This is a genomic window from Pseudoflavonifractor capillosus (genome assembly GCF_016899775.1).
Taxonomy (GTDB): Bacteria; Bacillota; Clostridia; order Oscillospirales; family Oscillospiraceae; genus Lawsonibacter.
Genome location: NZ_JACJJE010000004.1, coordinates 48,119 through 70,302, shown reverse-complemented (window position 1 = coordinate 70,302; position 22,184 = coordinate 48,119). Strand labels below are relative to the sequence as shown.

22 protein-coding genes and 1 riboswitch are annotated in these 22,184 nt (G+C 63.4%); of the genes, 13 read left to right on the top strand and 9 right to left on the bottom strand.

Annotation, left to right across the window (positions count from 1 at the left end):
• Positions 1-239: 239 nt before the first annotated feature.
• From tsaD to rimI, 3 genes are all read right to left on the bottom strand, one after another.
• Entirely contained in the window at positions 240-1,250 is a 1,011-nt protein-coding gene (gene tsaD / locus H6B31_RS02305) for a tRNA (adenosine(37)-N6)-threonylcarbamoyltransferase complex transferase subunit TsaD (protein WP_204897017.1), read from the bottom strand.
• 103 nt (positions 1,251-1,353) lie between these two features.
• Positions 1,354-1,932 (bottom strand): GNAT family N-acetyltransferase, encoded by a 579-nt coding sequence (locus H6B31_RS02300; RefSeq protein WP_204897016.1) that lies wholly within the window; start codon positions 1,930-1,932, stop codon positions 1,354-1,356.
• On the bottom strand, positions 1,925-2,389 hold the full coding sequence (rimI, locus tag H6B31_RS02295) for a ribosomal protein S18-alanine N-acetyltransferase (protein ID WP_346014025.1): 465 nt from the start codon (positions 2,387-2,389) through the stop codon (positions 1,925-1,927). Before rimI ends, H6B31_RS02300 begins: the two co-directional genes overlap by 8 nt.
• A gap of 199 nt (positions 2,390-2,588) precedes the next feature.
• Between rimI and H6B31_RS02290 the strand changes: the two genes are divergently transcribed.
• Positions 2,589-3,548, top strand: coding sequence for an S-layer homology domain-containing protein (locus H6B31_RS02290; protein WP_204897015.1), 960 nt, complete (start codon positions 2,589-2,591; stop codon positions 3,546-3,548).
• A gap of 102 nt (positions 3,549-3,650) precedes the next feature.
• On the opposite strand, the gene H6B31_RS02285 is transcribed toward H6B31_RS02290, so the two are convergent.
• From H6B31_RS02285 to H6B31_RS02265, 5 genes are all read right to left on the bottom strand, one after another.
• Positions 3,651-4,451 carry a DUF368 domain-containing protein gene (locus H6B31_RS02285; protein ID WP_243418805.1) on the bottom strand — a complete coding sequence of 267 codons (801 nt, stop codon included), beginning with the start codon at positions 4,449-4,451 and terminating at the stop codon, positions 3,651-3,653.
• 42 nt (positions 4,452-4,493) lie between these two features.
• A complete protein-coding gene (locus H6B31_RS02280) occupies positions 4,494-5,165 on the bottom strand; it encodes a potassium channel family protein (RefSeq protein ID WP_204897014.1) in 672 nt (223 codons plus the stop codon).
• Positions 5,166-5,172: 7 nt separating this feature from the next.
• Entirely contained in the window at positions 5,173-6,468 is a 1,296-nt protein-coding gene (locus H6B31_RS02275; RefSeq protein ID WP_204897013.1) for a TrkH family potassium uptake protein, read from the bottom strand.
• An 81-nt stretch (positions 6,469-6,549) separates the two neighbouring features.
• Positions 6,550-7,173, bottom strand: coding sequence for a DUF47 domain-containing protein (locus H6B31_RS02270; protein WP_087291068.1), 624 nt, complete (start codon positions 7,171-7,173; stop codon positions 6,550-6,552).
• A 64-nt stretch (positions 7,174-7,237) separates the two neighbouring features.
• Positions 7,238-8,290 (bottom strand): inorganic phosphate transporter, encoded by a 1,053-nt coding sequence (locus H6B31_RS02265; protein ID WP_204897055.1) that lies wholly within the window; start codon positions 8,288-8,290, stop codon positions 7,238-7,240.
• Between the two features lie 544 nt (positions 8,291-8,834).
• On the opposite strand from H6B31_RS02265, the gene H6B31_RS02260 reads away from it, so the two are divergent.
• Together H6B31_RS02260 and H6B31_RS02255 are read left to right on the top strand one after the other, a co-directional pair.
• On the top strand, positions 8,835-9,209 hold the full coding sequence (locus H6B31_RS02260; RefSeq protein ID WP_204897012.1) for a BlaI/MecI/CopY family transcriptional regulator: 375 nt from the start codon (positions 8,835-8,837) through the stop codon (positions 9,207-9,209).
• Entirely contained in the window at positions 9,206-11,362 is a 2,157-nt protein-coding gene (locus H6B31_RS02255; RefSeq protein WP_204897011.1) for a M56 family metallopeptidase, read from the top strand. The genes H6B31_RS02260 and H6B31_RS02255 overlap by 4 nt, the downstream gene beginning before the upstream one ends.
• A gap of 102 nt (positions 11,363-11,464) precedes the next feature.
• On the opposite strand, the gene H6B31_RS02250 is transcribed toward H6B31_RS02255, so the two are convergent.
• Positions 11,465-12,016: a phosphatase PAP2 family protein gene (locus H6B31_RS02250; protein ID WP_204897010.1), complete on the bottom strand. Its 552-nt coding sequence runs from the start codon at positions 12,014-12,016 to the stop codon at positions 11,465-11,467.
• 165 nt (positions 12,017-12,181) lie between these two features.
• Here H6B31_RS02250 and H6B31_RS02245 point away from each other — a divergent pair, with 165 nt between their 5' ends.
• The 10 genes from H6B31_RS02245 (at position 12,182) to H6B31_RS02200 (ending at position 22,037) form a co-directional block, all read left to right on the top strand.
• A complete protein-coding gene (locus H6B31_RS02245; RefSeq protein WP_243418804.1) occupies positions 12,182-13,270 on the top strand; it encodes a glycosyltransferase family protein in 1,089 nt (362 codons plus the stop codon).
• 361 nt (positions 13,271-13,631) lie between these two features.
• Positions 13,632-14,120 (top strand): 5-(carboxyamino)imidazole ribonucleotide mutase, encoded by a 489-nt coding sequence (gene purE / locus H6B31_RS02240; protein WP_191345360.1) that lies wholly within the window; start codon positions 13,632-13,634, stop codon positions 14,118-14,120.
• Positions 14,121-14,254: 134 nt separating this feature from the next.
• Complete coding sequence (purC, locus tag H6B31_RS02235) at positions 14,255-14,965, top strand: phosphoribosylaminoimidazolesuccinocarboxamide synthase (protein ID WP_204897009.1); 711 nt, start codon at positions 14,255-14,257, stop codon at positions 14,963-14,965.
• Positions 14,966-15,045: 80 nt separating this feature from the next.
• A complete protein-coding gene (locus H6B31_RS02230) occupies positions 15,046-16,470 on the top strand; it encodes an amidophosphoribosyltransferase (protein WP_204897008.1) in 1,425 nt (474 codons plus the stop codon).
• Positions 16,471-16,688: 218 nt separating this feature from the next.
• The gene (gene purM, locus H6B31_RS02225; RefSeq protein ID WP_204897007.1) at positions 16,689-17,732 is read left to right on the top strand and encodes a phosphoribosylformylglycinamidine cyclo-ligase; all 1,044 of its coding nucleotides are present in this window, start codon (positions 16,689-16,691) and stop codon (positions 17,730-17,732) included.
• A gap of 97 nt (positions 17,733-17,829) precedes the next feature.
• Positions 17,830-18,486, top strand: coding sequence for a phosphoribosylglycinamide formyltransferase (purN, locus tag H6B31_RS02220; RefSeq protein ID WP_204897006.1), 657 nt, complete (start codon positions 17,830-17,832; stop codon positions 18,484-18,486).
• A 32-nt stretch (positions 18,487-18,518) separates the two neighbouring features.
• A riboswitch (ZMP/ZTP riboswitch) is annotated at positions 18,519-18,598 on the top strand.
• 58 nt (positions 18,599-18,656) lie between these two features.
• A complete protein-coding gene (locus H6B31_RS02215; RefSeq protein WP_204897005.1) occupies positions 18,657-18,881 on the top strand; it encodes a hypothetical protein in 225 nt (74 codons plus the stop codon).
• A 4-nt stretch (positions 18,882-18,885) separates the two neighbouring features.
• Positions 18,886-19,596, top strand: coding sequence for an IMP cyclohydrolase (locus tag H6B31_RS02210; RefSeq protein WP_204897004.1), 711 nt, complete (start codon positions 18,886-18,888; stop codon positions 19,594-19,596).
• 48 nt (positions 19,597-19,644) lie between these two features.
• Positions 19,645-20,739, top strand: coding sequence for an immunity protein Imm33 domain-containing protein (locus tag H6B31_RS02205; RefSeq protein WP_204897003.1), 1,095 nt, complete (start codon positions 19,645-19,647; stop codon positions 20,737-20,739).
• 125 nt (positions 20,740-20,864) lie between these two features.
• Entirely contained in the window at positions 20,865-22,037 is a 1,173-nt protein-coding gene (locus tag H6B31_RS02200; RefSeq protein WP_204897002.1) for a phosphoribosylaminoimidazolecarboxamide formyltransferase, read from the top strand.
• The last annotated feature ends 147 nt before the right edge of the window (positions 22,038-22,184 follow it).

The window sequence follows — 22,184 nt, the reverse complement described above, 5'->3', positions numbered from 1 at the left end:
GTAGCGTAGGCGTTCAGATCCAGGCCGGCCGTGCGGCCGGCCTTCCACTCGTAATACCCCTGGCACCCGATCATGGCGGCGTTGTCCTCCCCAGAAAGCTCCGCTTTCTGGGGACCCCGTCTTTTTTCAATGCTCGGGACGGCAGAGCCGTCCCTCCGCCAAGGTTTTCGCTGGGCGAAAACGCTTGTACGGCGCTTCGCGCCGCCCCATCTGCGATGGGGCCCCGGCGACAACGCCGCTCACCCCAGGGCGATGTCCCGGGTGGCGTAAGCGTTCAGCTCCAGGCCGGCCGTATGGCCGGCCTTCCACTCGTAATACCCCTGGCACCCGATCATGGCGGCGTTGTCGCCGCAGTATTTCAGCTCGGGCAGGAACAGGCGGTCGCCGCTCTCCTGGCAGGCGGCGGTAAGGTCCGACCGGATACGGCTGTTAGCCGCCACGCCGCCGGCCACCGCCACCCGGCCATACCCCCTCATGCGGGCGGCGGCCATCACCCGGGGCACCAGGGACTCGCTCACCGCCCGGCCGAAGCTGGCGGCGAAGTCGGGCAGGTTCAGCTCCTCCCCCTTCTGCTGGGCGTTGTGGATCAGATTCAGGCTGGCGGTCTTCAGGCCGGAGAAGGACATGTCCAGGTCGTGGCCCGCCACATGGGCCCGGGGCAGCTCATACCGGCTGTCGTCCCCCCCGCGGGCCAGGCGGTCCATGGGGCCGCCCCCGGGGTAGCCGATACCCAGCACCCGGGCCACCTTGTCAAAGCACTCCCCCGCCGCGTCGTCCCGGGTCCCCCCCAGCACCTCCATGTCCGTGTAGGACTTCACGTCCACAATCAGGGTGGTGCCGCCGGAGACGCACAGGCACACAAAGGGTGGCTCCAGGTCCGGGTGGGTGATGTAGTTGGCGGCGATGTGTCCCCGCACGTGGTGCACCGGGATCAGGGGCAGGTCCAGGGCCATGGCCGCCCCCTTGGCGAAGTTCACCCCCACCAGCACCGCCCCGATGAGCCCCGGGGCGTAGGTCACCGCCACGGCGTCCAGGTCCCCCTTGGTCAGGCCCGCCTGGGCCACCGCCTGCTCCGCCAGGCCGGTGACCGCCTCCACATGCTTCCGGGAGGCGATCTCGGGCACCACGCCCCCGTAGATGGTGTGCATCTCGATCTGAGAGGCGATGCAGTTGGACAGCACGGTCCGCCCGTCCCGGACCACCGCGGCGGCGGTCTCGTCGCAGGAGGACTCGATGGCTAGGATATTCATAAAAGGTTCCCCCTTTTCAGACTGTTGAAAAAGCGGCAGGCCGCTTTTTCCAGTTTGCTTTCACAAAATTTTCACCGCAGAAGGGCTCTCCCAATCGGCCGGTTTACTCCGGCCGGTCCCACGGGATCTGCACGAACCGCCGGAACACAGCGCCGGGAAAGTGCCCCTGATACAGGGTGCGGTAGGCCGCCAGCAGCTCCGGCTCCTCCCCGGCTCCGGCGGCCAGCAGGCGGTAATGGACGCCGAACAGCCGGCTGTCAAAGCCCGCGTACCGGAACCCCGCCCGGCGGTAGAAATCCAGGCGGCGCTCCTGGAGCGACCGCTCCCCCGGCTCCGCCGCCTCCGGGGCCTCCACCTCCGCCAGGATGGCCGCCCTCTCTCCGTAGATCCGGCGCAGCTGGGCCAGCATGCGGCTCCCCCAGCCCTGTCCCCGGCGGTCCCGGGGCACCCCCAGGTAGTCCAGAAGGACCGCCCTTCCATCCACGGTCTGCCACAGCAGGGCGTAGGCCGTCAGCTCTTCCCCCTGATACAGGCCCCAGACCGGATAGCGGCCCGCCCGCATGTGCCGCTGGATGGTGCGCAGGGGCTTGAGCTCCGTGGGTGGGAAGGTCCCCTTCAGCTCCCGGCGGTAGAGGAGGCCCACCTCCTCCGGTCCCAGCGGCCTCAGCTCCGGCTCATTCATGCTCGGTTCCGATCCGCTTGAAGTAGCGGGTCATAATGATGGCATCCTCGGCGGGCTTGGTGTAATAATTTTTCCGCCGCCCCGCCTCCTCAAAACCGTGTTTCCGGTACAGGGCGATGGCCGGGGCGTTGGAGGCCCGCACCTCCAGGGTGAGGAAGGCCAGGTTGGCCTCCCCAAAGCGGCAGAACACGTCCAGCAGCTCGTCCGCCACCCCGTGGCGGCGGGCGTTGGGCTCCACGGCAATGTTGTCAATATATCCCTCATCCAGCACCACCTGGAGTCCCGCGTAGCCCAGCACGCCTCCCTCCTCCGACTCGGCCACGATAAAGCTGGCCTGAGAATCAAAGAGGGCCTCGGTGAGCATGGCCTCGCTCCAGGGGGTGGAGAAGCACTCCCGCTCCAGGGCGGCGATCTGTTCAATGTGGCTGCGGTCCATGGGCACGATGTTATATTCCACGAAAATGGCACTCCCTTCCGGCCCGGCAGCGCCGGTCCCAATATTTCATAAAATCTTCATGTTTATCCGCTTGTTATTTCTTATGTAATCCGGTAAAATGGTACTTGATTTCCAGTCCGGCATTTCGCCGGTCCACCTGTCATTTTGTCCGCGTGAACCTCCGCGGCCCAATTTTTTACAGAAAGGACTCCTGCTTACCATGAAAAAGGTCCTGACCCGGATTCTCTCTGGCGTTCTGCTGTGCGCTCTGCTCACTACGGGAGCGGCGGCCGCCACCCTTCAAAGCGGCCAGGCGGCTTATCAGCTCTCCCTGGACCCCCTGGGCACTGAGCCCTTCTCCTATTCGGATACGGAGACCTACTCCGCCACCCTGGTCCCCATCGGGACCCGGGTGAGCAGCGAGACCGGCGCCCTTCTGCTGGTGGAGATCTTCACCTACTCCGAGAGCAGCGGCCACTGGGCCCTGAACTCCCTCCTGTCCGGTCAGAGCGACCTGGTGGTCCGGGATTCCGCCCATCTCTACCACGTGTCCACCCTCTCCGGCAGCGGCCAGAGCAGCGAGACCCTGGACCGGGGGATCTGGCTGAAGGCCCCCAGTTCGACCTCGGGACAGCCCGTCTCCGCCACCGGCGAGCCGGTGGACGAGTGGGCCCTCAACCTGGTCAACCAGGCCATCGCCGGCGGGCTGATGCCCGACCACCTGAAGGGGCAGGACCTGCGGGAGCCCATCACCCGCCTTCAGTTCGCCGCCCTCGCCGTCCGGCTGTATGAGACGGCCAGCGGCCAGTCCATCCAGGTCCCCGGAGAAAATCCCTTCACGGACACCTCCGACTCGGAGGCGCTCAAGGCCTACTCCATGGGCTTTACCGCCGGCACCTCCGACTCCACCTTCGGCCCCGGGGAGCTTCTCACCCGGGAGCAGGCCGCCGTCATGCTCACCGCTGTTTACCGGGCCCTGGGCGGCTCCGTTCCCGACGGCACCCCCTCCTTCTCAGACGGAGGGGACATCTCCTCCTGGGCCAGAAGCAGCGTGGCCTTTATGTCCCAGAGCGGCATTGTGGCCGGCTACGGCGACGGCCGCTTCGGACCCCAGGACACCGCCCAGCGGCAGGCCTGCCTCATCATGGCCCTGCGCATCCTCCAGAATCAGACCGCATAACAGAGCGGGGCTGTCCCCTCCCGTGCCGCCCCGGCACCGGAGACCAGCCCCGCTTTTTTCGTTCTGCGCTTCCGTCCGGCCTCTCATCCAGGCCGGGCTTTTTTATAAGCTGGAGACCTTATAGACCACGCCGAACCCGGCCACGAGAGTGAGCGCACACACGATCCATTCCGCCCCCGCCGGGACGCCCGGGAAGATGGTAGGAATGGACGCCACCACAAAGCCCAGAATAATCAGGTAGGTGGCCCGGGGGTAGACCTGCATCAGATGCTCCAGCGCCTTGGTGGTGGCCACCACCCCCAGAATTCCCCCCAGCCCCAGGGGGATGAGGTACTCAAAATCCAAATTCCCGATGGCCTGGATGGTGGTGCTGTACATCCCCAGCACCAGCAGCAGGTAGGACACGCTGATCCCCGGCAGAACCAGGGCCACCGCCGCCACCACGCCGGACACCACCAGCATGGCGTAGCGCTCCAGGCCGCCGCCGCTCATCTGGTCCATGGTGGGCAGCTTGGCCAGCACCCACACAATGATCATTCCCGCCACCACATAGACCGGGACCCGCCAGTGAAAGGAGGTCACCTTGGCCTTCTGGAAGGTCATGGGCACGCTTCCGGCCACCGCCCCCATGAAGAAGAAGCTGGCTGGCTTGGGGAAGAGCTCCATCAGCTGGAGCAGGGGTTTGGACAAGAGAAAAATCCCCGCTCCGGCCCCCAGGCAGAAACAGAACAGCAGCCAGAAATTGGCCCGCTTGCTCTGAAAAAAGGTGCTCACCGCGTGGATCAGCCGGTCATAGACGCCCAGAATGATGCACATGGTGCCGCCGCTTACCCCGGGAACCAGCATGGTCCCCCCTACCACGGCCCCCTTGGCCGCTACGATCAGATGCTGCTTGAAATCCAAAGTGATGCTCCTGTCTGTTCTTTGAGGCGATTCTCCCCTGTGTCAGGGACGAATGTCCTGTTCAAAATGGTCAATTTTATCTACTTTCCCGATGACCGCGATGATGTCCTCCGCCGCAAAGCGGTACTGGGGGGAGAACTCCACGTTTGTCTGGTGGTCCCGCTCCACGGCGATGATGTTGATGCCGTAGACCCGGCGCACGTCCAGCTCCTGGATGCTGGCGCCGATCAGCTTTCCGCCCACCTGGATGCGCCGCACCTCCACGTCGTCGTCCAGGGAGATGTAATCCAGCATGCTGCGGGAGATCAGCCGCTTGCCGATGCGCACGGCCATGTCCGCCTCGGGGTAGACCACCGTGGCCCCCAGCTGCTTGAGCACCTCTCCGTGCTCCTGGCTGTTGGCCTTGGAGATCACATGGGGAATGCCCATCTTGATCACCTGCATGGTGGTGAGAATGCTCACATCCAGCTGCTCTCCGATGCAGATGGTGACCGTGTCGCAGTTCTGCACGCCGGTCTCCTGGAGGCTCTCCTCGTTGAGCATCCCCACCACAAAGGCGTAGTCGGTGTATTTTCGCACCGCCTTCACCTTCTGCTCATCCTTGTCCACGGCAATGACTTCCTGGCCCGCCTCGGCCAGCGTCTTCACCAGGGCGGTGCCGAACCGCCCCAGACCGATGACCCCGAACGAGGTCTCTGACTGCTTTCTTCTCATAGCGCTCCTATCCTATTGTAATCATTTCTTCGGTGTACCGGATGCTGGGGTCGGGCCGGTCGATCCACAGGGAGAACAGGGTAAAGGCCCCCAGACGTCCGATGTACATGGTAAATATCAGCACCAGCTTGCTGGCCACGCTCAAATCGGGGGTGATGCCGGTGGACAGTCCCACTGTGCCGAAGGCGGAGACCTCCTCAAACAGCAGCCGCACAAAGTCCAGCTCCGGCTCCAGCACGCACAGCAGGAAGGTCCCCACGCACACCACCACCACGGACAGCAGGGCGATGACTCCCGCCTTGTCGATGGCCTCTCCGGGCAGCGTCCGGTGGAAGCCCCCGGGCTTCTTCTTGGTAAAGACGGCCCGCACCTGCTGCATCAGGGCGAAGAAGGTGGTGGTCTTGATGCCGCCGCCGGTGGACCCGGGGGAGGCGCCGATGAACATGAGCAGGATCAGGGTGAACAGCCCCGCGTTGGTCAGCTCCCCCATGGAGTAGGTGGAGAAACCGGCGGTGCGGGCGGACACGCTGTGGAAAAAGGCCCCCAGCCAGGTCATGTCCTCGGTAGCCTTCAGCAGCAGAGTGCCCACGGCCAGCAGGGCCGCCGTGGTGGTGATGACCACCTTGGAGTGGAAGGTCAGCTTCCGGAAGCTCCCGGCCCTGCGGATGTCCAGCATCACCAGAAAGCCCAAGCCGCCGAAGATGATCAGGGCGCAGGTGACCAGATTCAGCAGCACGTCGCTTTGATAGGGGATGAGGTTCTGCATCCCGCCCAGGATGTCAAAGCCCGAGTTGTTGAAGGCGGCCACCGAGTGGAACACGCTGGTCCACAGGGCCCGGGGCAGGGGGTAGTCCTGGGAGAAGGTGAGAAAGCTCAGGACGGCGCCCGCCCCCTCAAAGCACAAGGTCACTTTCAGCACCCACTGGATCAGCCGCACCATTCCCTGAAAGCTGTCCACATTCAGGGCCTCCTTCACCAGGGAGCGGCCCTTGATGCTCACCCGGCGGCCGGCGGCCAGAATCAGTCCCACGCCCACCGACGTGACCCCCAGACCGCCGATCTGGATCAGTCCGGCCAGCACCGCCTGTCCAAACACCGTAAAGTTGTCATAGGCGTCCACCGCGATGAGACCTGTGACGCAGACTGCACTGGTGGAGGTGAACAGCGCGTCGATGTACGCCACCTCCACCCCCGGCCGGATGGAGATGGGCAGCATCAAAAGGGCGCTGCCAATCAGAATCACCGCCGCAAAGCCCAGGGCAATGAGCCGCCCGGGGGGCTGCTTTTTTAAAAACCGTATCATAGTGCGAACTGGGCCGCCCGGCCGGAAGGCGGGACGGCTTCGTCCTCCTTTTCCATATGAACTCTTCCAGATCTCATCCGATCAGGAATTCTTCATGACCACGCTCTCCACCGTGTCGGCCACGTGCTCGCAGGCATCCACGCACTTCTCCAGATAGAGGAAGATCTCCCGCCACACGATGATCTCAATGGGATCGGTGCAGGTGGTGTGGAGGGTGCGCATGCTGTTGATGAACTGCTGGTCGGCCTCCTCCTCCAGGGTGTTGATGCGGATGATGTGGTCCCGCAGGCCCTTGGAGCGCTTGAAGTCGGCGAACTCCTGAGCCATGAGCTTGGCCTCCTCACAGCAGCGGATCACCAGCCGGGACAGCTCCAGGGCCTCCGGCCGGATCTTCTGCACGTTGTTGCAGTAGACCCGCAGCAGCACGTCCTCGATCTTGTCGGTGACCTCGTCGATGTTCTGGCTGAGGAGGATGATGTCCTCCCGCTCGATGGGGGTGATGAAGGCCTTGGCCAGCACGTTGAGCAGCTCGTGCTTCTTGTCGTCGGCGGCGTGCTCGATGTTGTGCATCTCGTCCAGCGTCTCTTTGATCTGGGCGGGGTCAAACTCCCGCATGGACCGGTCCAGCAGCTGGGCCGCCTTGCAGGCGTCGTCCAGACAGGCCGTAAAGGTTTCAAAATAATATGCGTCTTGCTTCTTTGCCATTTCCGTCTCACTCCTGAATCAAATCTTCAAATGGGGACCCAAACAGAACCGGAACGCTCCGGAATCACAGGATGGTCATAAACAGCTTGGCCATCACAAAGCTGATGAGGCCGCAGCCGGGGAAGGTAAACACCCAGGTGAGCATCATGTCCTTGACCACGCCGAAGTTGATGGCGGACAGCCGCTTCACCGCGCCCACGCCCATGATGGCGCTGGTCTTGGTGTGGGTGGTGGACACCGGAATGCCGAACACGCTGGACAGCAGCAGGCAGAAGGCGCCGGCCAGGTCGGCGGAAAAGCCCTGGTATTTCTCCAGGCGGACCATGTCCATGCCCACCGACTTGATGATCTTCTCTCCGCCCACGCTGGTGCCCACGCCCATGACCGTGCTGCACACGATCATCAGCCAGACGGGGATGATCACGCCCTCCACGCTGCTCTGGCCGTTGCTGAAGGCCACGCCCAGGAAGAGCACGCCGATGAACTTCTGGCCGTCCTGGGCGCCGTGCATGAAGCTCATGGCGGCGGCGCCGAAAATCTCGCCCGCCTGGAAGAAGCGGTTGGTCTTATGCCGGTTCATCCCGGCGCAGATGATCGTAATCAGCTTGCAGATCACCCACCCGGACAGGAAGCCCAGGGCCAGGCTCAGGAACAGGCCGTAGATGACCTTGATCCACTCGTCCGGGTTGACCCCGTCCAGGCCGCCGTGGATGGCGATGGCCGCGCCGGTGAGGCCGGCGATCAGACTGTGGCTCTCACTGGTGGGGATGCCGAAGTAGGAGGCCCCCACGCTGTACACCACGATGGAGAACAGAGCCGCGCACAGGGCGATCTGCGCCTCGTGGGTATTGCTTCCAAAGTCCACCATGTTGCTGATGGTGGAGGCCACCGCGCTGTTGATGTGGGTCATGATGAGCACGCCCAGGAAGTTGAAGACCGCGCTGGTAATAATGGCCTTCCGGGCCCCCAGGCAGCGGGTGGTGATGCAGGTGGCAATGGCGTTGGGCGCGTCGGTCCAGCCATTGACGAAGATGACCCCCAGGGTCAGGAGAACGGTCACCAGCATGACCGGGTTTGTGGAGATCGCCTGTAAGAAATAAGAGAGCGAAACATCCATATCCATAGTCCAGCAAAACCCCTTTTATTTTTCTATGCCTTGTTTGAAAAGTGGAAATGTGCCCAACGACGAGGGATTTTCCGCCAGGCAAGGCAATTTGACGCGGCAATCCTTGGTGGATTGCAGGGAAAATGAACGCGGCATGGTGGGAAAAGGCCCGCCGTTTTGGCATGTTGACATTTTTCAAACATGGCTCAGGAGCAAAAAAAGAGCAGGACCTCTTTCCCTCAAAAGTCCTGTCCATCTCCGGGGGAAAGGCACTGAAATTCTCTTTCCCATTCCGACGCTGTGAATCAAAGGAGGCGCAGTTTCCTGCCCTCTGCGACAGACTCTACCTCGATATTCCAGCACATATACGATAGCATCAAAGGGACCGTTCGTCAATAGTAAAATGTATGTTAAGATGGGTTCGCTTCCTGTTAAGACCGGGTTCATTCCGCCGGTTTGGACCGCCGCCCTCCGCCGGAAGTTTTGGTTGACAACGTAGACCTTTTGTGGTATGTTTGGTTTACAAAGTAAACTTATAAAAAGGAGGCGTGCGAATATGGCGGAGACGATGCTCACCAACAGCGAGTGGTATGTGCTGGACTGTCTGTGGGAGCGCGCCCCCCAGACGGTCACCCAGCTGGTCCCTATTTTAAAGGAGAAGGTGGGCTGGGCCAAGAGCACCACTATCACCACCCTGCGCCGGATGGAGGACAAGGGGCTGGTCCGGGTGGAGGTCCGGGGCCGTGCCAAGCACTACTTCCCGGCGGTGGAGCGGGAGAAGGCCGCCCGCCAGGAGACCCGCTCCTTCCTGGACCGGGTGTACCAGGGGAGCGTGGGCCTGATGGTGTCCTCCATGGCCCGGGAGAAGGCCCTGACCAAAGAAGAAATTGAGGAACTGTACGCCATTTTAAAGGAGGCGGAGGGAACATGATGGAGCTGCTCATCTCCTGGTGCGTCACCTCGTCCATTCTGCTGGCGGTCTTTCTGCTCCTGCGGGGGACACTGTTCCGAAAGCTGTCCCCCCGGGTGCGGTATGCCCTGTGGGGGGTGGTCCTCCTGCGGCTGCTGGTGCCCTTCCAGATTCCGGGCCTCTCCCTCCCCGCCGCGGTGGCGGACCTGACGCCGGAGCTGTCCACCATATCGGAGCGCCCTATCTTCCCGAACACGATCCTGGTACGCCCCATCAATCCCTCCGTGAGTTTGGATGAGGAGGACCAGGCCGACTTGCCTCATTCCGCGTCCACCATAGAGAGTAACCTCTCCGAATATTATCATTTCGGCGGCCCCACACTCAGCGACGGAGTTCAGGTTGTGTGGGCGGCGGGGGCCGGCGTGGTCCTGCTGGCGGTGCTGGCCGCCAACCTGCGGTTTGCCCAAAAACTCCGCAGAGGCCGACGGCCCCTCCCCACAGCAGGCTGTCCCCTGCCGGTGTATGAGGCTGAGGAGCTGTCCTCCCCCTGTCTGTGCGGGGTGCTCCGCCCCGCCATCTACCTTACCCCGGAGGCGGCGGAGGACAGAACAGTCCGCACCCATGTGCTCTCCCATGAGCTCACTCACTTCCGGCACAGGGACCACATCTGGTCCCTCCTCCGGTGCCTGGCCCTGGCCCTCCACTGGTATAACCCCCTGGTGTGGGCGGCAGTCATCTTGTCCAAGCGGGACGGAGAGCTGGCCTGCGACGAGGGGACCATCCGGCAGCTGGGGGAGGGGGAGCGCATCCCCTACGGCCGCACGCTGATCGGGCTGGTGGCCCGGCGGTCCGGGGCGGGCGGGGTGCTGTCCTGCTCCACCACCATGACCGGAGGAAAGAAAACCGTCCAGCGGCGGATTGCCCAGCTGGTGAAACAGCCGGAGACAAAGAAAACCGCCCTCTTTCTGGCGGCGGCCGCCCTGGCCCTGGCGGCGGTGTTTGTGTTTGCGGGGGAACGGGACCAAGCCGTTCCTGACCCAGACTCCATCTACAGTGACTTTAAGTATCATGTATCTGTCGCCCAGGCCGTCCACCTGGGGCAGCCCCTCTATAGCAGCGGTGCCGACCCCACCCAAATCACGGACCCGGACCTTCTGGCGGAGGCAAAAGAACTGCTGAACCAGGTTCACGACTTGTTGAACTTCTCTGATGAGGTGTTGGAAACCGATTGGCCATCCCGTTTTCTCTCCTCTACCCCCCTTACCTTCTGGTATGAGCGGGGCGGAGAGATGGAAGCGGCCACCTATTATCTTTATCGAGATTCAAATTCATCCGATCCGGAGACATACGTCCTGAACCCTGACTCAGAACATCTGGCCTGTTTTCCTGCCGCTGTTTTCCCAGACGGGATTATTGAGCAAATAAGAGTTCTTCAGCAGGAGCAGCGCACCCTGCCCCAGGTGCAGTACCGGGTGGAGCACGCCACATTCAAGGCCCAGCTCACGGAGCTGTTTTTGAACGACCCGGAGTGCGTGGCCCAGAACCAGTCCCCGGACTATGACATGGAGGACTGGCTCACCAACTGGACCACCTTCTATGAGGTGAGCTACGGCGCGCCCTGGTGGGACCCGTCCGCCCCGGAGGGCTGGTACGCCCGGGCCATGGACGCGGGGAGCTGGTACTCCATCGCCATCCCGGACCACCTGGCGGACGCGGTGCTGGAGGTTTGCCGGGAGGCGGCTCTCTGCCCCAGCTCTGAGGAGCTGTATGCGGCTTTGCAGGGCGAATCTCCTGTCTGTTTCACCCCCTCCCCCAAGGCGGACTTTTTCTATCGAATTAGTGACCGGAACGTTATCGCCCAAATTTCCAGTTTCCTTCTGGATGAGACCGTTACCGGCATCGACCTCTCCCGTTCCCCCGGCCGGGTAGCCGTCGGGGAATCCGACTGCATCATATCCCTCGCGCGAGACGGGGACACAGAACTGCATGTGTATTTAGAGGAGCGGGACGGGGGATGCCTCCTGGCCTGCGGGCCTCTGGGGGAGGACAACGAGGAGAACGCCTCCCTTCCCGTCCTTCGGGTGCTGCCCTCCGGGACAAGTACGGCAATTCGTCAGGCAGTGGACGACTGGTACGCCCGCCAGCCTCAGTCAGACAGTGCCCCCGCAGATTAAGGTCCCGGCCCCGCACCCCCCTTGAAAAGCAGCAAGGCTCCGCCTGAGTGATCCTCAGGCGGAGCCTTGCCCTTTACCCGCGGGCGGCCACAAGGGCCGCCCCTACAGTTGTTTATGCGCTCTCTCCCACCGCCGCGCCAGGGCCAGAGCAGCCAGGGCGGCCAGGGAGCCCACCAGCGCCCCGGCCAGCACGTCGCTAGGGTAGTGGACCCCCACATACAGCCGGGACAGGCCCATGCACACGGCGCTGACCACCGCGGCGATCCGGGCCCACCGGGCCGAGCAGGTCCCCGCCCAGGCCAGACCGGCGGCGAAGGCGGCGCAGGTGTGCCCCGAGGGGAAGGAGTTGGGGTCCCCGGAGGTGAGCAGGGGGATGAGTCCCTCCACCGCCGTGTAGGGCCGGGGCCGCTGGATCAGGGGCTTCACCGCCACATTGGTGCACAGGAACCCAATGGCCAGCGCCAGCAGAGACACCGCTCCCACCCTCCGGGTGGGCCTCCAGCACAGCAGGGCCAGGGACAGCACAATCCACAGCAGCCCCCCGTTGCCCAGGGTGGTGTAAAACTCCACCAGGGGGTTGAGCCACCCCTGGCGGACCGTCTCCTGAATCCACAGCAGAATGGTCTCGTCCACGGTTTGTATGACTTCCAGCATGGATTTTTGGGACCTCCTCCCTTGACCCCGCATGCCGGGGCCGATATAATAAGTAAGGAATATCAGTATCTTTTTTACACGGTTTTAACCGTGTCTGCGTATTATACCTGCTTTTTCCGCTCCGCGCAAGGGCGTTTTGGAGCGTGTTTTCCTAGGAGGCCCCCATTGAAACAGATCGTCTGTCTCTCCAACGAGCCCTGGAGTCCCTCCCCCGGGCGCACCCAGCAGCTGGTGGCCCGGCTGAAGGACGTGCAGGTGCTCTACTTCTCCCCCGCCGAGAGCTGGCGGGATCAGCGCTTCCGGGGCAAGGGCCGGGCGGTGAAGCCCAACATCACCACCTACACCCTGCCCCCGCTCCTCCTCCCGGTGGACGAGCGGTACGGGGAGCTCTTTCAGCTGGGCCAGCGGAAGCTGGCCCGGTACATCGCCGGGAAAATAGCCAAGCACCGGTTCCGCGCCCCCCTGCTGTGGACCACCTGCCCGGAGCAGGTCCACCTGCTGGACCGGCTGGACTACGACGGGCTGGTGTACGACTGTGACCGGGAGTGGGACGACCTGCCCCCCGCCTGGGAGGGAGTGCTCTCCTCCACCGCCGACGTGGTGTTCGCCGCCTCCCAGGGGCTGGCCGACCGGCTCTCCCCGTGCAGCAGCAACATCGCCCTGCTGCCCAACGGGACCGCCCACCCCCTGTTCGCCAAGGCGGCCCGGCCGCCGGAGGACCGCCCGCCCCGGCGGACCACCCCCACCTTCGGGTGGGCGGGGACCATCCACCCCGACCTGGACCTGTCCCCCGTCCTGCACGCCGCCCACGCCCATCCGGAGTGGAATTTTCTGCTCCTGGGCCGCCGGGAGCCCAACCCCCTGGTGAAAAAGCTCAAGCGGCTGCCCAACGTGTCCTTTCTGCCCCCCTGCCCCCAGATGGAGGTGCCCGCCTACCTGGCCCGGTGCCAGGTGCTGATGGACTTTCTCCGGGAGGAGCAGCCGGACAGCGACGTGATCCCCACCCGCATGTACGAGTACCTGTCCACCGGGCGGCCCATCGTGGCCATGCTGTGGCCCGACCAGGTGGAGCCCTTCCCCGACGTGGTGTACGGGGCCCACTCCAACCGCGAGTTTGTCACCCTGTGCGAACACGCCCTGGAGGAGCTCCCCTCCCTGGTCACCCAGCGCCGTCTGGACCACGGGGCTCAGGCCGCCTGGTCGGTGCGGGCCGGGAGGGTCTCCCGCATTCTGGCCACCGCGGGGCTGCTTTGACCGCTCTTGTGCAGGAGGCCGCCAACTTTTTTGTCTGAATCGGCGTTCCCCATTGTTCAAGCCTACGAATTTCCGCCGTCCTCTTGCAAACCCCATGTTTTTTCGATAAAATAGGTTCCTAAAACGATGCGTGTTGGGGGGTAATTCCATGGTCCTGGAGGGACTGTGCGGCTTTTCCCGGGCAGGATGGTCTGCCCTGCGCCCCGGCGCGCCCAAATTTGAGAAGTAACCTACCCTCAGGCTGTCTGTACCCGCAGGCAGCCTTGGATTTTTTCCGCCTGGAGCTGTATTTGCGCAGGACGGCCGCAGGCCGCCTTTGAATGCGCTCCGCCGCGGGAAAACAAGAAAGGAGCGTCTTTTTATGAAAAAGGTAGCTGTCATTATGGGCTCCGACTCCGACTGGCCGGTGGTCAAGGGGGCCTGCGCCCAGCTTCAGGAGTTCGGCATCCCCTATGAGGCCCACATCCTGAGCGCCCACCGCACCCCCGCCGCCGCCGCGGAATTTGCCCGTGGGGCCCGTCAGAACGGCTTCGGCGTGCTCATCTGCGCCGCCGGCATGGCCGCCCACCTGGCCGGAGCCTTCGCCGGCAACTCCACTCTGCCCGTCATCGGCATCCCCATGAAGGGGGGCGCCATGGACGGCCTGGACGCCCTGCTGGCTACCGTCCAGATGCCCAGCGGCATCCCCGTGGCCACCGTGGCCATCAACGGGGCCAAGAACGCCGCCGTGCTGGCCGCCCAGATCCTGGCGGTCTCCGACGACGCGCTGGCCGCCAAGCTGGACGAGGCCCGGGAGAAGATGGCCCAGCAGATCGCTGAGAAAGAGGCCAAGCTCCAGGCGGAGCTGTAATTTTGAATCCGTCCGGCGCAGCCGGACACCATCATTGTCAATTGTCAATTGTAAATTGTCAATTCTCCCCCTGAGAAATGACCTTTTACCGTTTGGAAACCAGACAAGAAGGAAGAATGAAAGGAAGGTCTACTATGAACAAGATCGAGCAGCTGTACGAGGGCAAGGCCAAAAAGGTCTACTCCACCGAGGACCCCAACGTGGTCATCGTGTCCTACAAGGACGACGCCACCGCTTTTGACGGCCTGAAGAAGGGCACCATCACCGGCAAGGGGGCCATCAACAACCAGATGACCAACTACCTGATGCAGCAGCTGGAGAAGGCCGGCGTGCCCACCCACTTCGTGGAGGAGCTCAGCGAGCGGGAGACCGCCGTGAAGAAGGTGTCCATCGTCCCCCTGGAGGTCATCATCCGCAACATCTCCGCCGGCTCCTTCGCCAAGCGCTACGGCGTGGAGGAGGGCATCGTGTTCGACGAGCCCACCATCGAGTTCTCCTATAAGAACGACGACCTCCACGATCCCCTCATCAACAGCTATCACGCCGTGGCCCTGAAGCTGGCCACCTGGGACGAGATCGACACCATCAAGAAGTACGCCTTCCAGGTCAACGACTTCCTGAAGAAGACCCTGGCCGAGTGCGGCGTCACCCTGGTGGACTTCAAGCTGGAGTTCGGCAAGACCGCCGACGGCACCATCGTGCTGGCCGACGAGATCAGCCCCGACACCTGCCGGTTCTGGGACTCCAAGACTGGGGAGAAGCTGGACAAGGACCGCTTCCGCCGGGACCTGGGCAACGTGGAGGGCGCCTATCAGGAGATGGCCCGCCGTCTGCTGGGCAAGTAATTCTGCATCTATAAGCGACTGTGCCGCCTGCGGCGGCACAGTCGCCATGGAAAATTTCGAGTAACTACAGGGAGGACATAATGGGCGGCTTTTTTGGCGCAGTAGCACACCAGGACGTGACCCTGGACATTTTCTTCGGAGTGGACTACCACTCCCACCTGGGGACCCGCCGGGGCGGCATGCTGATCCACGATCAGCAGGACGGCTTCCAGCGGCAGATCCACTCCATTGAGAACACTCCGTTCCGAACCAAATTTGAAAAGGACCTGACCGAGTTTCACGGCCAGAGCGGCATCGGCTGCATCAGCGACACCGACCCCCAGCCCCTGCTGGTGCGGTCCCACCTGGGGCTTTACGCCATCACCACCGTGGGCATCATCAACAACGCGGAGCAGCTGATCCAGAAATACTTCTCCGACCACGGCCACCAGTTTATGGCCATGAGCTCCGGCAAGGTCAACTCCACCGAGCTGGCCGCCGCCCTCATCAACCAGAAGGACAATCTGGTGGACGGCATTCTCCACGCGCAGAAGGAAATCCAGGGCTCTCTCACCCTGCTCATCCTCACGGAGAAGGGGGAGATCATCGCCGCCCGGGACCGGGTGGGCCGCCTGCCGGTCCTGATCGGGCAGAAGGAGGGGGCCCACTGCGTCTCCTTCGAGTCCTTCGCCTACCACAAGCTGGGCTACATCGACGCCTATGAGCTGGGGCCCCAGGAGATCGTGCGCATCACCGCCGACGGGTTCGAGACCCTCTCCCCCGCCGGGAAGGAGATGAAGATCTGCGCCTTCCTGTGGACCTACTACGGCTACCCCAACTCCAACTACCAGGGCATCAACGTGGAGGTCATGCGCTACCGCAACGGGGAAATCATGGCCCGGGACGAGATCAGCCGGGGCGCCCTGCCCAAGGTGGACTACGTGGCTGGCGTGCCCGACTCCGGCCTGCCCCACGCCATCGGCTTTGCCAACCGCAGCGGCAAGCCCTTCGCCCGGCCCTTCGTGAAGTACACCCCCACCTGGCCCCGCTCCTTCATGCCGGCCAACCAGGAGGTGCGCAACCAGGTGGCCAAGATGAAGCAGATCCCCGTCCCCGAGCTCATTGAGGGCAAGAAGCTGCTGTTCGTGGACGACTCTATCGTCCGGGGCACCCAGCTGCGGGAGACGGTGGAATTCCTCTACGAGTCCGGGGCGGAGGAGGTCCACATGCGCTCCGCCTGCCCCCCCATCATGTACAGCTGCAAGTACCTGAACTTCTCCCGGGGCAACTCGGACATGGACCTGCTGGCCCGCCGTACCGTCCAGGAGCTGGAGGGGGACGAGGGACAGCAGCACCTGGAGGAGTACGCCGACGGCACCAGCGAGCGCGGTCAGTGCATGCTCAAGACCATCTGCGAGAAATTCGGCTTCACCTCCCTGGGGTACCAGTCCCTGGACGGCCTGCTGGAGGCCATCGGCCTGGACCGGGATAAGGTGTGCACCTACTGCTGGAACGGCAAGGAATAAATGCTTCGCATTTATTCCAAATGCAGAATGCAGAAATGCAGAATGCAGAATGAATGCGGCTGCCTTCGGCAGCCAGCATTTTGGATTTGTGTCGTGCCCCATAATATACAAATGATCGGTATCCCAAGTCAGCCAGATGCGGTGCATTTGCAGAGCGGTCCCGCCATTCTGCATTCTGCACTCTGCATTCTGCATTCCAATCTCTGGAGGTTCTTTACATGAAAAACTCTCACTCTGAGTCTTACGCTGCCGCCGGGGTGGACGTGACCGCCGGCTATGAGGCGGTGGAGCGCATCAAGCCCATGGTGGAGTCCACCTACATCCCCGGGGTGATGGGCACCCTGGGCGGCTTCGGCGGCATGTTCGCCCCCGATATGACCGGCATGAAGAAGCCGGTGCTGGTGTCCGGCACCGACGGCGTGGGCACCAAGCTGAAAATCGCCTTTCTGATGGACAAGCACGACACCGTGGGCATCGACTGCGTGGCCATGTGCGTCAACGACATCGTGTGCGGGGGCGCCGCTCCCATGTTCTTCCTGGACTACATCGCCTGCGGCAAGAACCACCCCGAGCGCATCGCGGACATCGTCTCCGGCATCACCGAGGGCTGCCGCCAGGCGGAGTGCGCCCTGGTGGGCGGCGAGACCGCCGAGATGCCCGGCTTCTACCCCGAGGAGGAGTACGATCTGGCCGGCTTCTCCGTCGGGCTAGTGGACGAGGAGAAGATCATCGACGGCAAGAAGCTGGCCCAGGGGGACGTGCTCATCGGCCTGGCCTCCTCCGGCGTCCACTCCAACGGCTTCTCCCTGGTGCGGAAGATCTTCGACGTGGAGCACGCCGACCTGAAGACCCCCCGGGAGGACCTGGGCGGCAAGAGCCTGGGCGAGGCCCTGCTGGCCCCCACCCGCATCTATGTGAAGGCGGTGAAGGCCCTGCTCAAGGGGGGCGTCGACGTCCACGCGGTGAGCCACATCACCGGCGGCGGCTTCTATGAGAACGTGCCCCGGATGATGACCGACGGCCTCACCGCCCAGATCCACCTGGACTCCTTCCCCCGCCTGCCCATCTTCGACCTGATCCAGAAGACCGGGAACATTCCGGAGCGGGACATGTACAACACCTTCAACATGGGCATTGGCATGGTGCTGGCCCTGCCCGCGGGCCAGGCCGCTCAGGCCCTGGAGATCCTGTCCGCCGCCGGTGAGACCGCCTATCAGATCGGCGAGGTGATCTCCGGAGAGGACGGCGTCGTCCTGGTGTAATTTTGGGTAGGGGCGGATACTATCCGCCCGCTTTCCCGCGGCTGTCCTTTTCCGTGGGCGGCTGATAGCCGCCCCTACATCCGAGGAGGTTTTCTTCATGTCCAAACGCATTGCCGTGCTGGTCTCCGGCGGGGGGACCAATTTGCAGGCCCTCATTGACGCCCAGGCCCGGGGGGAGATCGTCAATGGAGAGATCGTCCTGGTGATCTCCTCCACCCCCAGCGCCTACGCTCTGGAGCGGGCCGCCAAGGCGGGCATTTCCAGCTGTGTGGTGGCCCGGAAGGAGTACCCCTCCAACCAGGCCATGACCGTGGCCCTGGTGGACAAGCTGAAGGAGGCGCGCATCGACCTGGTGGTGCTGGCCGGCTTCATGGTCATCCTCACCGGGGAGATGGTGCAGGCCTACCCCAACGCCATCCTGAACGTCCACCCCGCCCTCATCCCCTCCTTCGCCGGCCCCGGCTGCTACGGCCTCCACGTCCACGAGAAGGCCCTGGAGTACGGGGTGAAGCTCACCGGCGCCACCGTCCACTTCGTCAGCGAGGAGTGCGACGGGGGGCCCATCGTCTCCCAGAAGGCGGTGGAGGTTCTGCCCGACGACACCCCGGAGGTCTTGCAGCGCCGGGTCATGGAGCAGTGCGAGTGGCAGCTCCTGCCCCAGGCGGTGTCCCTGTTCTGCCAGGACCGGCTGAACGTGGAGGGGCGGACGGTGCGGATTTTGAATGCAGAATGCAGAATGCAGAATGCAGAATGATCTTTCGTTCTGCGGTATCTTTTTTACAACCAAGCACGCGGTGTAACTGACGGAAGTGGAATCGACCACGGGGAGCATCGCCTCTGAATTGCCGACCGTCTGGGCGCACCCGTTTAAACAAACGCGGTGCGCCCTTTTTGCTGGTGTAACCGTAGAGAAAGGAAGATTTTATGTCTGTGCAGACCGTCTTGGCCGCCGGGTTTCTGCTTCTGGGCGGCGCATTGCTCTTACTTGTCAGCAGCCTGGGTTTCCTCAGCGAGTGGTTTTTCCCCTTCGGCTTACTTTTTATCCTGGTTGGGGCAGTTCCCCTGATGATCCACCTGACCAAATGCTGGTTCGCCTGGTATTGTAAATTGCCCATTTTCCCCACAGACAACCCCAAAAAGGAGGACTAACCAAATGAAAACACTGGATTTGAACGAGATTTTGAACACCCACCCCTACCCCGGCCGGGGCATCGTCCTGGGCCGCTCCGCCGACGACAAGAAGGCGGTCATCGCCTACTTCATCATGGGCCGCAGCGAGAACAGCCGCAACCGCATCTTCGAGGCCACCGAGGACGGCATCCGCACCAAGGCCTTTGACGAGAGCAAGATGACCGACCCCTCCCTCATCATCTACCACCCGGTGCGCGCCCTGGAGGACGGCACGGTCATCGTCACCAACGGGGACCAGACCGACACCATCCGGGACCACATCCTGGACGGCCACTGCTACCGCCACGCCCTGAACACCCGGGAGTTTGAGCCCGACGGCCCCAACTACACCCCCCGCATCTCCGGCGTGCTCAAGCCCGACTACACCTACAATCTGTCCATCCTCAAGAGCCTGGACGGGGACCCCTCCTGCTGCTGCCGGTACTACTACGAGTATGACAACCCCAAGGCCGGGGTGGGCCACTTCATCCACACCTACCAGGAGAACGCCGAGCCCCTGCCCTCCTTTGAGGGGGAGCCCCGCCGGGTGGCCATCACCGCCCCCAGCGCCCAGGCCCTGGCCCAGGAGGTGTGGGCCAATCTGAATGAGGACAACAAGGTCTCCCTGTTTGTCCAGTACATCGACCTGGCCTCCGGCGGGAAGGATACCGTGATCCTCAACAAGCATCAGTAACCGGCATCTGCCGCCCGCAGGCGGCGAAAGACAAAAAGGAGGCCCTTCATGTCTCTCACCGATCCCATTTTACAATTTCAGCAGACCCGCGCCCAGGTCCCCTTTCAGCCCCCCACGGTGTGCACGGCGGAGACCTTCCCCATTCTCCTGGCGGGGGTGCCCGCCCTGCGCAAGGTCCCCGGCCTGGCCACCCTGGAGGACGCGGGGGAGGCCTACTTCACCTCCATCCCCTACTGCCTGAGCGGGGAGGACCGGCAGAAGACCCGGGAACACCTGGAACAGGTCTACGGCATCACCGACCGGGACAGCATGGCCGCCTTCTGCCAAAATGAGCTGTGGGTCCACCCGGAGTACCTGGACTTTGAGTCCTTCTGGGAGGGCCGGCCCGCCTTCTCCCTGGACGAGCTGAACCCCGGTGCCCGGGCTACCTTCCAGCGGCTGTCCGACTTCGCCCGCCAGTTCCAGCCCTTTGTGGGCCGCCGGGGCTTCCTGGCCTGGGACATCAGCGAGACGCTGGGACACCTGCGCATAGCCTGTGCCTGTGATCTGATCTCCCCTGAGGAATATAGAGAGCTCTCCCAGCACTGGGTGGAGCAGGCCGCCGCCTTCCACAGCTGGGACGAGTACGCCGCGGGCCTGGTGTGCGGAGCCGCCTACTGGGCCTTCCGCATGGGCGGGGACCAGGGGGCAGAGGACGCCGCCGCCTATCTGGACCTGAACCTGCGGCTGGTGGAGCAGCTGCTGGGCAGCAAGCAGGCCTGGGCGGGCCGCATGTGGCGCCGCCCCCAGGGGAAGGCCTACAAGCTCTCCCCGCCCGAGATGCGGGCGCTGCTCCAGAACTGGGAGGGGCCGGACGGCTGTCTGGCCACCGACCACATCACCGTCCTGGGCAAAAAGGTGGGCTACTGCTACCGGGAGAAGCCCGACAGCCAGTACCCGGACAGCGGCTGGCGGTTCTTCTCCGGGGAGGAGACCGACGAGTACGCCAACGATGTCAACAATGTGGGGGTCTACTCCCTGAACACCATCTGCAACTATGACCCGGACATCCTCCCCCTCCTCACCGCCCCCTACGGCACCGCCTACGCCCGGGGAGAGGACGGGAAGTTCTACGCCGAACCCTTTGAGGCGCCGGAGCCCTGATCCTGTAGGGGCGGCGATCAGCCGCCCGCCCCCCGTTTTCTTTCATACACCACGGGCGGATAATATCCGCCCCTACACATGTTCCGCCACAACCACAACCTCAGATACAGAAAGGATGACCTGCCATGACCGAACTGGAACTGAAATACGGCTGCAACCCCAACCAGAAGCCCGCCCGCATCTTCATGGAGAACGGGGAGCTGCCCCTAAAGGTGCTCAACGGCAAGCCGGGGTACATCAACTTCATGGACGCCCTCAACTCCTGGCAGCTGGTGAAGGCCCTGAAGAAGGCCACCGGCCTGCCCGCCGCCGCCTCCTTCAAGCACGTCTCCCCCGCCGGGGCCGCCCTGGGCCTGCCCCTCACCGACGTGGAGCGGCACATCTACTTCGCCCCCGAGGGGGAGCTCTCCCCCATCGCCTGCGCCTACATCCGGGCCCGTGGAGCCGACCGGCTGTGCTCCTTCGGGGACTGGGCCGCCCTCAGCGACGTGTGCGACGCTGACACCGCCCGCTTCCTGGCCCTGGAGGTATCCGACGGCGTCATCGCCCCCGGCTACACCGACGAGGCCCTGGAGATTTTAAAGACCAAGCGCAAGGGCGGCTACAACGTGGTGGAGATCGACCCCAGCTATGAGCCCGCCCCCATTGAGCGCCGGAACATCTACGGCATCACCTTCGAGCAGGGCTACAACAGCCTGGACATCAACGAGGAGATGCTCCAGAACATCGTCACCGAGAACAAGGAGCTGCCCCAGCAGGCCAAGCACGACATGCTCCTGTCCCTCATCACCCTGAAGTACACCCAGTCCAACTCCGTGTGCTATGTGAAGAACGGCATGACCATCGGCGTGGGGGCCGGCCAGCAGAGCCGCATCCACTGCACCCGCCTGGCGGGCAACAAGGCGGACATCTGGTGGCTGCGTCAGCATCCGAAGGTCCTGGGCCTCCAGTTTGTGGACCACATCCGCCGCCCCGACCGGGACAACGCCATCGACCTGTACATCTCCGACGAGTACGAGGACGTGCTGGCCGAGGGGGTGTGGCAGAACACCTTCAAGGTGAAGCCCGAGGTGCTCACCGCCGAGGAGAAAGCCGCCTGGATCGCCCAGATGTCCGGGGTCACCGTGGGCTCCGACGCCTTCTTCCCCTTCGGGGACAACGTGGAGCGGGCGAGAAAGTCCGGCGTGCAGTACATTGCCCAGCCCGGCGGCTCCATCCGGGACCAGCAGGTCATCGACACCGCCAACAAGTACGACATGGTGATGGCGTTTACCGGAATTCGGCTGTTCCATCATTAAACAAACACAACAGGCAGGCCGTTTTCTGTCTGTAGGGGCCGATGTCCTCATCGGCCCGCGGGCGGGTGAGGACACCCGCCCCTACAGAGCCCGTGGGATAACGCGATATGTTTCGTGGTCACACCCCGCAGCATATCTGAATCTATT

What these genes read in the sequence shown, in the direction of transcription:
- tsaD (WP_204897017.1), bottom strand. Translation starts at nt 1,250, where the DNA reads ATGAATATCCTAGCCATCGAGTCCTCCTGCGACGAGACCGCCGCCGCG.
- H6B31_RS02300 (WP_204897016.1), bottom strand. Translation starts at nt 1,932, where the DNA reads ATGAATGAGCCGGAGCTGAGGCCGCTGGGACCGGAGGAGGTGGGCCTC.
- H6B31_RS02290 (WP_204897015.1), top strand. Translation starts at nt 2,589, where the DNA reads ATGAAAAAGGTCCTGACCCGGATTCTCTCTGGCGTTCTGCTGTGCGCT.
- H6B31_RS02280 (WP_204897014.1), bottom strand. Translation starts at nt 5,165, where the DNA reads ATGAGAAGAAAGCAGTCAGAGACCTCGTTCGGGGTCATCGGTCTGGGG.
- H6B31_RS02275 (WP_204897013.1), bottom strand. Translation starts at nt 6,468, where the DNA reads ATGATACGGTTTTTAAAAAAGCAGCCCCCCGGGCGGCTCATTGCCCTG.
- H6B31_RS02270 (WP_087291068.1), bottom strand. Translation starts at nt 7,173, where the DNA reads ATGGCAAAGAAGCAAGACGCATATTATTTTGAAACCTTTACGGCCTGT.
- H6B31_RS02265 (WP_204897055.1), bottom strand. Translation starts at nt 8,290, where the DNA reads ATGGATGTTTCGCTCTCTTATTTCTTACAGGCGATCTCCACAAACCCG.
- H6B31_RS02260 (WP_204897012.1), top strand. Translation starts at nt 8,835, where the DNA reads ATGGCGGAGACGATGCTCACCAACAGCGAGTGGTATGTGCTGGACTGT.
- H6B31_RS02255 (WP_204897011.1), top strand. Translation starts at nt 9,206, where the DNA reads ATGATGGAGCTGCTCATCTCCTGGTGCGTCACCTCGTCCATTCTGCTG.
- H6B31_RS02250 (WP_204897010.1), bottom strand. Translation starts at nt 12,016, where the DNA reads ATGCTGGAAGTCATACAAACCGTGGACGAGACCATTCTGCTGTGGATT.
- purE (WP_191345360.1), top strand. Translation starts at nt 13,632, where the DNA reads ATGAAAAAGGTAGCTGTCATTATGGGCTCCGACTCCGACTGGCCGGTG.
- purC (WP_204897009.1), top strand. Translation starts at nt 14,255, where the DNA reads ATGAACAAGATCGAGCAGCTGTACGAGGGCAAGGCCAAAAAGGTCTAC.
- H6B31_RS02230 (WP_204897008.1), top strand. Translation starts at nt 15,046, where the DNA reads ATGGGCGGCTTTTTTGGCGCAGTAGCACACCAGGACGTGACCCTGGAC.
- purM (WP_204897007.1), top strand. Translation starts at nt 16,689, where the DNA reads ATGAAAAACTCTCACTCTGAGTCTTACGCTGCCGCCGGGGTGGACGTG.
- purN (WP_204897006.1), top strand. Translation starts at nt 17,830, where the DNA reads ATGTCCAAACGCATTGCCGTGCTGGTCTCCGGCGGGGGGACCAATTTG.
- H6B31_RS02215 (WP_204897005.1), top strand. Translation starts at nt 18,657, where the DNA reads ATGTCTGTGCAGACCGTCTTGGCCGCCGGGTTTCTGCTTCTGGGCGGC.
- H6B31_RS02210 (WP_204897004.1), top strand. Translation starts at nt 18,886, where the DNA reads ATGAAAACACTGGATTTGAACGAGATTTTGAACACCCACCCCTACCCC.
- H6B31_RS02205 (WP_204897003.1), top strand. Translation starts at nt 19,645, where the DNA reads ATGTCTCTCACCGATCCCATTTTACAATTTCAGCAGACCCGCGCCCAG.
- H6B31_RS02200 (WP_204897002.1), top strand. Translation starts at nt 20,865, where the DNA reads ATGACCGAACTGGAACTGAAATACGGCTGCAACCCCAACCAGAAGCCC.